Origin of the sequence: uncultured Intestinimonas sp. (genome assembly GCF_944387725.1) — a bacterium.
Lineage (GTDB): Bacteria > Bacillota > Clostridia > Oscillospirales > Oscillospiraceae > Intestinimonas.
This window is the reverse complement of sequence record NZ_CALXGA010000074.1, coordinates 1-10,070: the sequence shown is the minus strand read 5'-3', so window position 1 is coordinate 10,070 and position 10,070 is coordinate 1. Positions and strand designations below refer to the sequence as shown.

14 protein-coding genes and 1 pseudogene are annotated in these 10,070 nt (G+C 61.1%); 14 read left to right on the top strand and 1 reads right to left on the bottom strand.

The genetic code is table 11. The features are described 5' to 3' along the window. From Q0K09_RS09405 to Q0K09_RS09360, 11 genes and pseudogenes are all read left to right on the top strand, one after another. Positions 1-78, top strand: a 78-nt coding sequence (locus tag Q0K09_RS09405) for a Maff2 family mobile element protein (RefSeq protein ID WP_294475637.1), incomplete at its 5' end; no start/stop codon positions are given. Between the two features lie 88 nt (positions 79-166). After that, entirely contained in the window at positions 167-1,036 is an 870-nt protein-coding gene (locus tag Q0K09_RS09400) for a VirB6/TrbL-like conjugal transfer protein, CD1112 family (RefSeq protein ID WP_294475633.1), read from the top strand. Between the two features lie 10 nt (positions 1,037-1,046). Continuing rightward, the gene (locus Q0K09_RS09395; protein WP_294475631.1) at positions 1,047-1,487 is read left to right on the top strand and encodes an XF1762 family protein; all 441 of its coding nucleotides are present in this window, start codon (positions 1,047-1,049) and stop codon (positions 1,485-1,487) included. A gap of 37 nt (positions 1,488-1,524) precedes the next feature. After that, the gene (locus Q0K09_RS09390; protein WP_294475629.1) at positions 1,525-1,995 is read left to right on the top strand and encodes a PrgI family protein; all 471 of its coding nucleotides are present in this window, start codon (positions 1,525-1,527) and stop codon (positions 1,993-1,995) included. 7 nt (positions 1,996-2,002) lie between these two features. Continuing rightward, positions 2,003-3,517 (top strand): annotated as a pseudogene (locus Q0K09_RS10850) (VirB4-like conjugal transfer ATPase, CD1110 family); the annotation flags it as partial. Between the two features lie 9 nt (positions 3,518-3,526). After that, on the top strand, positions 3,527-4,708 hold the full coding sequence (locus Q0K09_RS10845) for a VirB4-like conjugal transfer ATPase, CD1110 family (protein ID WP_365932022.1): 1,182 nt from the start codon (positions 3,527-3,529) through the stop codon (positions 4,706-4,708). Further along, complete coding sequence (locus tag Q0K09_RS09380; RefSeq protein WP_294475626.1) at positions 4,705-5,574, top strand: hypothetical protein; 870 nt, start codon at positions 4,705-4,707, stop codon at positions 5,572-5,574. The genes Q0K09_RS10845 and Q0K09_RS09380 overlap by 4 nt, the downstream gene beginning before the upstream one ends. Further along, positions 5,567-7,237 carry a C40 family peptidase gene (locus Q0K09_RS09375; protein ID WP_294475625.1) on the top strand — a complete coding sequence of 557 codons (1,671 nt, stop codon included), beginning with the start codon at positions 5,567-5,569 and terminating at the stop codon, positions 7,235-7,237. The genes Q0K09_RS09380 and Q0K09_RS09375 overlap by 8 nt, the downstream gene beginning before the upstream one ends. 15 nt (positions 7,238-7,252) lie before the next feature. Next, positions 7,253-7,498: a DUF4315 family protein gene (locus Q0K09_RS09370; RefSeq protein WP_204860637.1), complete on the top strand. Its 246-nt coding sequence runs from the start codon at positions 7,253-7,255 to the stop codon at positions 7,496-7,498. Next, positions 7,491-8,252 (top strand): DUF4366 domain-containing protein, encoded by a 762-nt coding sequence (locus Q0K09_RS09365; protein ID WP_294475624.1) that lies wholly within the window; start codon positions 7,491-7,493, stop codon positions 8,250-8,252. Before Q0K09_RS09370 ends, Q0K09_RS09365 begins: the two co-directional genes overlap by 8 nt. Continuing rightward, entirely contained in the window at positions 8,249-8,431 is a 183-nt protein-coding gene (locus Q0K09_RS09360) for a hypothetical protein (RefSeq protein ID WP_204860636.1), read from the top strand. Before Q0K09_RS09365 ends, Q0K09_RS09360 begins: the two co-directional genes overlap by 4 nt. Here Q0K09_RS09360 and Q0K09_RS09355 read toward each other — a convergent pair. After that, entirely contained in the window at positions 8,409-8,720 is a 312-nt protein-coding gene (locus Q0K09_RS09355; RefSeq protein WP_204860634.1) for a carboxylate--amine ligase, read from the bottom strand. The genes Q0K09_RS09360 and Q0K09_RS09355 overlap by 23 nt on opposite strands. A gap of 158 nt (positions 8,721-8,878) precedes the next feature. On the opposite strand from Q0K09_RS09355, the gene Q0K09_RS09350 reads away from it, so the two are divergent. From Q0K09_RS09350 to Q0K09_RS09340, 3 genes are all read left to right on the top strand, one after another. Next, a complete protein-coding gene (locus Q0K09_RS09350) occupies positions 8,879-9,139 on the top strand; it encodes a type II toxin-antitoxin system Phd/YefM family antitoxin (RefSeq protein ID WP_204860632.1) in 261 nt (86 codons plus the stop codon). Further along, positions 9,129-9,440, top strand: a complete 312-nt coding sequence (locus Q0K09_RS09345) for a type II toxin-antitoxin system RelE/ParE family toxin (protein ID WP_204860630.1) — start codon at positions 9,129-9,131, stop codon at positions 9,438-9,440. Before Q0K09_RS09350 ends, Q0K09_RS09345 begins: the two co-directional genes overlap by 11 nt. Positions 9,441-9,516: 76 nt before the next feature. Next, a partial coding sequence (locus Q0K09_RS09340; RefSeq protein WP_365932013.1) for a toprim domain-containing protein occupies positions 9,517-10,070 on the top strand: 554 nt, incomplete at its 3' end.

The following is a 10,070-nucleotide window of genomic DNA, read 5'->3' as shown; positions in this document are numbered from 1 at the left end:
CAGCTCATGGCCGGCGCTGGTGTCGCCATCGTGGGCATGGTGCTGGTGCCCCTGCTCTCCGGCCTGTTCACCACCTGATGGGAAAGCGGCAAAGCCGCGCCCGGCCACAGGGGGCCGGGCGCGGCCCCTCTTAATCCCAACAGCCTGAGAGGAGGTAACACCCCTTATGGATTTCCTGGTGCAAGCCCTCACCGACTGGCTGAAGGAGATTCTGGTGGGCGGCATCATGGGCAACCTGTCCGGGATGTTCAACACGGTCAATCAGAAGGTCGGTGAGATTTCCACCCAGGTCGGTCTGACCCCCCAGGCGTGGAATGGGGACGTGTTCAACATGGTGCAAAACCTGTCTGAGACGCTTATGGTCCCCATTGCCGGGGTCATTCTGGCCTTTGTCATGACGATGGAGCTGATTCAGCTCATTGTGGACAAGAACAACTTCCACGAAATCGAAAGCGCGGTCTTTTTCAAGTGGATTTTCAAGAGCGCCTGCGCCATCCTCATCGTCACCAACACCTGGGACATTGTGATGGGGATTTTTGATTTGGCCCAAGGGGTAGTCAGCAACGCCTCCGGGGTCATCATCGGGGACGCGGCCATCGACATCTCCAGCGTGACGGCGGACCTGGAGACCCGGCTGATGGAGATGGACCTGGGGCCGCTGTTCGGCCTGTGGTTCCAATCCCTCTTTGTGGGCATCACCATTTGGGCGCTGGTGATCTGCATTTTCCTGGTCACATTCGGGAGGATGATTGAGATATATCTGGTCACGTCCATCGCGCCCATCCCCATGGCTACCATGATGAATCACGAGTGGGGCCAGATCGGCCAGAACTATCTGCGCAGCCTGTTCGCCCTGGGCTTCCAGGCATTTTTGATTATCGTCTGCGTGGGTATCTACGCCGCGCTGGTGCAGAACATCGCCCTGGACGGCGACATCATCTACGCCATCTGGACGTGCATGGGCTACACGGTGCTGCTCTGCTTCACCCTGTTCAAGACCAGCAGCATGGCCCGCTCCATCTTCAACGCCCATTGATGGAGGGACGATGCTGAAACTTGTCTCCATCAAATTGTCCGACGCCAACGCATTTGTGGCCGCCCACCACCGGCACCACCGGCCAGTGACAGGCCACAAGTTCTCCCTGGGCTGTGAACAGGACGGGCGGCTGGTGGGGGTCGCCATTGTGGGGCGGCCTGTGAGCCGGTATCTGGACGACGGCAAAACCCTGGAGGTCAACCGCCTGTGTACCACTGGGGAGAAAAACGCTTGCAGCTTTCTCTATGGCGCGGCGGCCAGGGCGGCAAAGGCGCTGGGGTATCGGAAAATCATCACCTACACCCTGGATACCGAGCCCGGCACCAGCCTGCGGGCAGCGGGCTGGACCTGCGCTGGACTGGCCGGAGGGGAACGCTGGACCGGCCAGCGCCGCCCGGCTGTGGATTTGTACCCGCCGCAAAAGAAGCTGCGCTATGAAAAGGAGCTATAATCAGGACCCACATTACATTTATAAGGATGTGTTGTAAATGGCCTATGTCCCGGTCCCCAAGGACCTGACGAAAATCAAATCCAAGGTCGCTTTCAATCTAACCAAGCGGCAGCTAATCTGCTTCGGCGGCGGCGCGCTCATCGGCGTACCGCTGTTCTTTTTGTGCCGGGGCAGCCTGGGCACCAGCACCGCCGCCCTGCTCATGGTGCTGGTCATGCTGCCCTTCTTTTTCCTGGCGATGTACGAGCGCAACGGCCAGCCCATGGAGAAGGTGGCGCTTCAGTTTCTGCGCCTCTACTTCCTGCGCCCCAAGAAGCGGCCTTACCGGACCAACAACTTCTATGCCGTCCTTGCGCGGCAGGACCGATTAGATCGGGAGGTGTATCACATTGTTCAAGGCAAGCAAGCAGACCTCCGCCGGGGCAGACGCCCAGCCCCGGCGGAAGCTGACCAGGGCACAGCGTCGGGAGATCGACGCGGCCATCCGCCGGGCGGCCCGGACCGATAAAAAGGAGCTGTCCGCCCAGGAGAGTATCCCCTATCAGCGGATATGGCCGGACGGCGTGTGCCGGGTCACGGATACCTACTACACCAAGACGGTGCAGTTCCAGGATATTAACTACCAGCTCAGTCAGAACGAGGACAAAAATGCCATTTTCGAGGGGTGGTCGGACTGCCTCAACTACTTTGACAGCTCCATCCGCTTCCAGTTCTCCTTCCTCAATCTGGCCGCAACCAGGGAGAACTACGAAAGGCGCATCGTGATCCCGCCCCAGGGGGACAGCTTCGACGCCATCCGGGCAGAGTACACCGCCATGCTCCAAAACCAACTCGCCAGGGGCAACAACGGCCTTGTCAAGACCAAGTACCTCACCTTCGGCGTGGAGGCGGAGAGTATCAGGGCGGCCAAGCCCCGGCTGGAGCGCATCGAGACGGACATCATCAACAACCTCAAACGCCTGGGGGTGGCGACTACGCCGCTCAACGGCACGGAGCGGCTTCGCCTGCTCTACGATATGTTCCACATGGACGACCCGGAGCCCTTCCGCTTCTCCTGGGACTGGCTGGCCCCCTCCGGTCTCAGCACCAAGGATTTCATTGCCCCGTCCTCCCTGGAGTTCCCCGGCAGCCGGGCCTTCCGTATGGGCCGGAAATGGGGGGCGGTGTCCTTCCTGCAAATCCTGGCCCCGGAGCTGAATGACCGTATTCTGGCGGATTTTCTGGATATGGAGTCCAGTCTTGTGGTGTCCATGCACATCCAGTCTGTGGATCAAGTCAGCGCCATCAAGACCATCAAGCGGAAAATCACCGATCTGGACCGCACGAAAATTGAGGAACAGAAAAAGGCGGTGCGCTCCGGGTACGACATGGACATCATCCCATCAGACCTGGCTACCTACGGCGCGGAGGCCAAGAAGCTGCTACAAGACCTCCAGAGCCGGAATGAGCGGATGTTCCTGGTGACATTCCTGCTGATGAACACGGCGGACAGCCGGAAGCAGCTGGATAACAACCTGTTCCAGGCCAATTCCATCGCGCAGAAGCATAACTGCCGTCTGATCCCCCTGGACCTCCAGCCGGAGGAGGGGCTGATGAGCTGCCTGCCCCTGGGCCTTAACCAGATTGAGATTCAGCGGGGCCTCACCACCAGCTCAACCGCCATCTTTGTCCCCTTTACCACCCAGGAGCTGTTTCAGACCAGCCCGGAGGCGCTGTACTACGGCATCAACGCCCTGTCCAATAACCTCATCATGGTGGACCGGAAGCTGCTCAAAAACCCCAACGGCCTGATCCTCGGCACCCCAGGCTGCTTCGCTGGAGAGACCCGTATCCGTCTGGCAGACGGCTCCGCTGCCAGCTTCGCGGAGCTGGTGGAACAGGGTGTCACCTCGGCCATGGTGCAAGCCTATGACGAGGAGACCGGCCAGATCGTGGCGGCCAGGGCCAGGAACATCCGGGTGGAGAAGTACACGGATGAGCTTTGGACCATCCATCTGGAGGACGGGAGCGCCCTGCGCTGCACCGGCACCCACCTCATTATGGACGGCGGCGGCCAATATGTGGAGGCAAGGCACATCCGGGAGGGCCAGCGCCTCAGCGGGGGCCATGTGGTCGTCCGGGTGTCGGTCCTGAAGCTGGCGGAGAAGGTCCCGGTCTATGATCTGACGGCACCCCGGTATCTTAACTTTGTGCTGGAAAACGGCCTTGTCGTCCACAACAGCGGCAAGTCCTTCTCCGCCAAGCGGGAGATTACCAACGTATTCCTGGTGACGGAGGACGACGTGCTGATCTGCGACCCGGAGGACGAGTACGCCCCCCTGGTCAAGCGCCTGGGCGGGCAGGTGGTGAAAATCTCCCCCACCAGCACCCAGTACGTCAACCCCATGGACATCAACCTCAACTACTCGGACGACGACAACCCTCTGGCCCTCAAGGTGGACTTCCTGCTCTCCTTCTGCGACATCGTGGTGGGCAGCAAGGACGGCCTTCAGCCGGTGGAGAAAACCGTCATTGACCGCTGTGTGCGGAATGTGTACCGCCCCTATCTGGCAGACCCGGACCCGGCCCGGATGCCCATTCTCCAGGACCTCTACGACGAACTGCTGGCCCAGCCGGAAACGGAGGCCCAGCGCATCGCGGCGGCGCTGGAGCTGTATGTCACCGGCTCTCTCAACGTGTTCAACCACCGGACCAACGTGGAGCTGACCAACCGGCTGGTGTGCTTCAACATCAAGGAGCTGGGCAAGCAGCTCAAGCAGCTGGGGATGCTGGTCATTCAGGACCAGGTGTGGAACCGGGTCACGGTCAACCGGGCGGCGGGAAAGACCACCCGCTACTATGTGGACGAGTTCCACCTGCTGCTCAAGGGGGAGCTGGCAAGCTGGAGCGTGGAAATCTGGAAGCGATTTCGCAAATGGGGCGGCATCCCCACCGGGATTACGCAGAATATCAAGGACCTGCTGGCCTCCCGCGAGATCGAGAACATCTTCGAGAACTCAGACTTCATCTATATGCTCAACCAGGCGGCGGGAGACCGGCAGATTTTAGCCAAGCAGCTCAACATCAGCCCCCACCAGCTCTCCTATGTGACCCATTCCAGCGAGGGCGAGGGGCTGCTGTTCTACGGCAACGTGATTCTGCCCTTCGTGGACCGCTTCCCCAAGGACACGGAGCTCTATGGAATCATGACCACCAAGCCCCAGGAGGTGGCGGAGCAATGAGCATTGTCCGTGTCTTTCCACGGCGCACCCGGGCTACCCCGGACGACGCGCTGGCCTTCACGGGCCCGCCGCCCGGGGAGAGCTTGCCGGATGTCCAGGAGGTCCACGTCTCTGTGGCCTTTACCTACGATTTGGACAGGGGCCATCAGCTGGCCGAGGCGTGGGTCAGGACCGGCCTGCCTGTCCGCATGGGCGGCCCGGCCTTTCACGAGCCGGGCGGCGACTTTATTCCTGGCCGCTACCTCAAGCACGGCTATGTCATTACCTCTCGGGGCTGCCCCAATCGCTGCTGGTTCTGCGCGGTTCCCAAACGGGAGGGTGGCGTTCTGCGGGAGCTGCCCATCACAGAGGGCTGGAATGTGCTGGACGATAACCTGTTGGCCTGCTCTGAGGCCCATATCCGGGCGGTGTTCGCCATGCTGGAGCGTCAGGCGAAGCGCCCTCTGTTTACCGGCGGCCTGGAGGCCCGGCTGCTGCGCCCCTGGCACGTTGACCTGCTGCGCTCGGTCCGGGCCACGCGGATGTATTTTGCCTACGACACCCCGGAGGACTATGAGCCCCTGGTGGCGGCGGGCCGCCTACTGCGGCAGGGCGGCATCTCCGCCGCGTCTCACCGGGCGGCCTGCTATGTCCTCATCGGCTATCCCGGTGATACCATGGAGGCGGCGGAGAGGCGGCTGGCCGACACCTGGCGTGCGGGCTTCCTCCCCTATGCCATGCTCTACCGGGACAATACTGGGAATACAGATGGTGCTTGGCGGAAATTTCAAACTTCCTGGATTCGGCCCGTCAGCATTGTTGCTCAGATGAGAGCCGCTGGTGTCAAATTGGCCGGGGTAGATGGAGAGGGGGACGTTTATGCGTGAGCGTGAGAAGCAGCCCCGCCTACGTTTCACTAAAGAGGAACGGGAGGACCCGGCCCTGGAGAAGCCTGTCCGCCGGGCAGACCGGGCGGCAGCCAGAGCGGATAAGGCTCAGGCTGCCATTCCTAAGAAACAGGTCCGGGAGCGCGTCGTGGACCCGGACACCGGAACAGTGACGGTACACCTTCGCTTTGAGGACAAGAAGAGGCCCCCCTCCAAGCTGATTCACACTCTCCGGGACGCCCCCGCTGATACCGTGCTGGGCGTTGTCCACCGGGAGATTGGCGAGGCCCAGGAGGACAACGTGGGGGTGGAGACCGCCCACCAGTCGGAACAGGCGGCAGAGATCGCCGGGCGGCTGGTCCGGGAAGGGTATCACAGCCATAAGCTGCGCCCCTACCGGAAGGCCGCAGCGGCGGAGCGGAAGCTGGAACAGGCCAATGTCAACGCCTTGTACCAAAAGAGCCTGCGGGAGAATCCCCAGCTTGCCAGCAATCCTGTCTCCCGCTGGCGGCAGAAGCAGGGCATCAAACGGCAGTACGCCGCCGCCCGGCGGGCCGGTCAGGCCGGGACCGCCACGGGTCAGGCCGCCGCCCAAACCGCTCGTTCCGCCAAGGTGGCGGCCAAAAAGAGCAAGCAGACGGCGGATTTCGTGCGGCGGCACAAGAAGGGCTTTCTGGCCGCCGGCGGCCTGCTGCTGGCCGTGGCATTTTTCCTCAACTGTATGTCCTCCTGCTCGGTGCTGTTCTCAGGCGTCGGAAGCGGTGTCGCTGGCTCCACCTATCCCTCCACTGATGAAGCCATGCTGGGCGCGGAGGACACCTACGCCGGGATGGAGGCCGAGCTGCAAGCCTATCTGGACAGCTACGAGGACACTCACGATTACGACGAGTACCATTATGACCTGGACGAAATCGGCCACGACCCCTATGTGCTCATCTCCCTGCTCACCGCCTATCATCAGGGGGAGTGGACATTGGCCCAGGCACAGCCCACCCTGGAGATGCTGTTTGACCGCCAGTACCATCTGACGGAATCGGTGGTGCCGGAGACCCGGTACGACGCAGACGACGAGCCCTATACCTACTATATCTGCTATGTGACGCTGGAGGTCACGGACCTGTCCCATCTGCCGGTCTATCTGCTAGACGAGGACCGGCTGAGTATGTATGCCACCTATATGGCTACCCTGGGCAACCGCCCGGACCTGTTCCCCCAGGACCAATACCCCGGCGCTTCGGTGGTGGAGGATTATCTGGACTACGACGTACCCCCGGAGGCATTGGAGGATGAACAGTTTGCCGCTATGCTGGCCGAGGCGGAGAAGTACCTGGGCTTCCCCTATGTGTGGGGCGGGTCCAGCCCGTCCACCTCCTTTGACTGCTCCGGCTTCGTCAGCTGGGTCATCAATCACTCCGGCTGGGACGTGGGCCGCCTGGGGGCGCAGAGCCTGTTCAACATTTGCACCCCTGTCTCCGCAGAGAACGCCAAGCCGGGGGACCTGGTGTTCTTCACCGGCACCTATGACAGCGGTACGCCGGTGTCCCATTGCGGCATCTATGTGGGCGGGGGCATGATGATCCACGCTGGGTCCCCCATCTCCTACGCGGACCTCAGCTCCAGCTACTGGCAGGAGCACCTGTATTCCTACGCAAGATTACCATAGAAGGGAGCGTTTATTTTGAATCCGAAAATCACAAAGCTGCTGGCGGAGAAAGAGAAAAACAGCGAGAAGATCGCCAAGCTCTCCGCCCGCAATGAGGAAATCGACAGCCAGGTGACGGAGCTGGAGAACCTGGACATTGTGGGCATGGTCCGCCGGGTGGGCATGACCCCGGACCAGCTGGCCGCCCTGATGGAGGCCGCCCGTCAATCCGGCCCGCTGCCGGTGCTGTCTGCCGGAGAGGAGGAACCGGAGCATGAGTAAGAAAAGATTGCGCCTGCTCACCGTCCTGCTGACGGTGATGCTGTGCTGCGCCGCCCTGACCCCCGCCGCTTTCGCCTATGCCGACGACCCGGAGCCCGCGGAGACCGCCGAGGCAGTCCAGGAGACGGATACCCCGGAGGATGACACCCCGGAGGACGATTTCCCTGTGATCGGAGGCGCGGAGCCCCTCACCCCGGAGGGAAACCTGACCCTTGTGGACGACATTGAGGGGGAGGCTGCCGGGGATAAGCAGTTCATCATCGTCCAGACCAAGGCCGGGAACACCTTTTACATCATCATTGACCGGGCGGCTGACGGCGAGAACACCGTCTACTTCCTCAACGCCGTGGACGAGGCCGACCTGATGGCCCTCATGGAGGACGGGGAGCCCGCCACCTGTGACTGCACCACCAAATGCGCCGCCGGGGCGGTGGACACCGCCTGCCCGGTGTGCGCCGTGAACATGACCGAGTGCGTGGGGCCAGAGCCTGAGCCGGAACCGGAGCCCACCCCGGAGCCGGTGGAGGAACCGGCGGAGGAATCCAGCGGCCTCAGCCCCGCCGTGCTGCTGGTGGTCCTGCTGGTGCTGGGTGGAGGCGGCGCGTTTGCCTACTTCAAGCTGGTGAAGGGCAGGAAGGCCAGCACCAAGGGCCCCAACGACCTGGACGACTACGACTACGGCGAGGACGACGAGGAATACGAGGACAGTCTGGCCGATGATGAGGACGAGGACGGGGAGGGCAAGGGCACATGAGGACCTTCACCGACAGCCCCTATGAGCGGATGATGATGCAGACCCTCCGCCGGCCCAAACAATCCCGTCCGACCCCGGCCCCCAAGGGCCATCCCTGCCACGGCTGCAAACGGTACGGGGAGGGCTGCGTCCTGCCTTGCTACCGGGGGATTGCCGTCAGCCCGCCGCCGTCTCAATGATGCCGTAGTCCACAATGGTATTTTTCTCCGCATAGGAGGGAGAGACAACGCCGGTCATGTAAAATTGATACCGCTTCGTTCTGTGGAAGGACTGCATCGGTTCCGGTGCATAGGCGTAGACCTCACTTCCAGAGTATTCTGGATTCCCGGATAGATCATCACATATGGCGCGGATGAGCGCGTCTGTGGCGTCATAGATGTCCTCGCCATACTCCACGCCCACCAATTCATGCTTGCCAAGGTCTCGGTCTGCCTGTTTAGGCGCTCGGAAGATCATGTACTTGTTCATTTGCGCTCCTCCTTTGTTTTTTCTCTATTTTAGTGCCGGAGCTGACAGAAAGCAATCCATTTCCATCCCCATTTTCCGACAATATCTGTGCGCGTCTCCGCCTCTTGTAATCGTGGCATAATTATGGTATGATAATGCCACGGAAGGAGTTGAGCGTCATGCCCCGCATTATTCCCATTCGGGACTTAAAGGATACCGCCGCAATTTCGCAGATGTGCAGCGAATCCACGGAGCCCGTATATATCACAAAGAATGGATACGGCGATATGGTGATTATGAGCATGAAAGCCTATGAGGAAAAGATGTATCTGCTGGATGTCTACACCAAGCTGGCCGAGGCAGAGGAGGAGGTCCGTGCGGGCAAGACGGCAGACGCCCGTCAGGCCCTGCGAAATCTGAGGGTGAAGCATGGCTTATAGGATTGAAAGCACCCCGTTTGCAGATCAGGACCTGGATGGCATTATCTCCTACATTGCGGAAGATTTAGAGAACCCGATTGCTGCGGCCCATTTTCTTGACGAGGTGGACGCCTGTTACGCCCATCTGGAAAAGATGCCGCTCATGTATGAACCGTGTCACGACCCCAACCTCAGAAAACTGGGGTATCGGAAGGCATTGATTCAGAACTATGTGATGATCTACCGGGTGGACGAAGATGCTGAAACTGTGTTTATCCTGCGCTTCTTCTATGCCAGGCGTGACTATGAAAAACTGATTTGAGACAATCAAGATAGGACTACGGAAAGACGGCTCAAATACGGGCCGTCTTTTTCTATGCCAAAAGGAGCGTGAAATTTTGTATCGGTTCGTGATTACTGAGAAGCCCTCGGTGGCCCAAGCGGTGGCCTCCGTCCTGGGGGCAAATCAACGCCGGGCCGGATACCTGGAAGGGAGCGGCTGGCTGGTGAGCTGGTGCCTGGGGCATCTGGCGGAGCTGGCGGACGCCGCTGCCTACGACCCGGACTACGCCAAGTGGCGGCTGGAGGACCTGCCCATCCTGCCGGAGAGCTGGCGGTTTACCATCGCCAAGGACAAGCGGAACCAGTTCGACACCCTGCGGACCCTCCTTCGGCGGGAGGACGTGGCCGAGGTGGTCAACGCCTGCGACGCCGGGCGGGAGGGCGAGCTCATCTTCCGCACGGTCTATGCCCTGGCCGGCTGCTCCAAGCCCATCTCCCGGCTGTGGATCAGCAGCATGGAGGACACCGCCATCCGGGAGGGCTTCGCCCATCTCCGCCCTGGCAGGGACTATGACGGGCTGCATCAGGCCGCTCTCTGCCGTGCCAAGGCGGACTGGCTGGTGGGCATCAACGCCACCCGGCTGTTCTCCCTGCTCTATGGCCGTACCCT

What these genes read in the sequence shown, in the direction of transcription:
- Q0K09_RS09400 (WP_294475633.1), top strand. Translation starts at nt 167, where the DNA reads ATGGATTTCCTGGTGCAAGCCCTCACCGACTGGCTGAAGGAGATTCTG.
- Q0K09_RS09395 (WP_294475631.1), top strand. Translation starts at nt 1,047, where the DNA reads ATGCTGAAACTTGTCTCCATCAAATTGTCCGACGCCAACGCATTTGTG.
- Q0K09_RS09390 (WP_294475629.1), top strand. Translation starts at nt 1,525, where the DNA reads ATGGCCTATGTCCCGGTCCCCAAGGACCTGACGAAAATCAAATCCAAG.
- Q0K09_RS10845 (WP_365932022.1), top strand. Translation starts at nt 3,527, where the DNA reads ATGGACGGCGGCGGCCAATATGTGGAGGCAAGGCACATCCGGGAGGGC.
- Q0K09_RS09380 (WP_294475626.1), top strand. Translation starts at nt 4,705, where the DNA reads ATGAGCATTGTCCGTGTCTTTCCACGGCGCACCCGGGCTACCCCGGAC.
- Q0K09_RS09375 (WP_294475625.1), top strand. Translation starts at nt 5,567, where the DNA reads ATGCGTGAGCGTGAGAAGCAGCCCCGCCTACGTTTCACTAAAGAGGAA.
- Q0K09_RS09365 (WP_294475624.1), top strand. Translation starts at nt 7,491, where the DNA reads ATGAGTAAGAAAAGATTGCGCCTGCTCACCGTCCTGCTGACGGTGATG.
- Q0K09_RS09360 (WP_204860636.1), top strand. Translation starts at nt 8,249, where the DNA reads ATGAGGACCTTCACCGACAGCCCCTATGAGCGGATGATGATGCAGACC.
- Q0K09_RS09355 (WP_204860634.1), bottom strand. Translation starts at nt 8,720, where the DNA reads ATGAACAAGTACATGATCTTCCGAGCGCCTAAACAGGCAGACCGAGAC.
- Q0K09_RS09350 (WP_204860632.1), top strand. Translation starts at nt 8,879, where the DNA reads ATGCCCCGCATTATTCCCATTCGGGACTTAAAGGATACCGCCGCAATT.
- Q0K09_RS09345 (WP_204860630.1), top strand. Translation starts at nt 9,129, where the DNA reads ATGGCTTATAGGATTGAAAGCACCCCGTTTGCAGATCAGGACCTGGAT.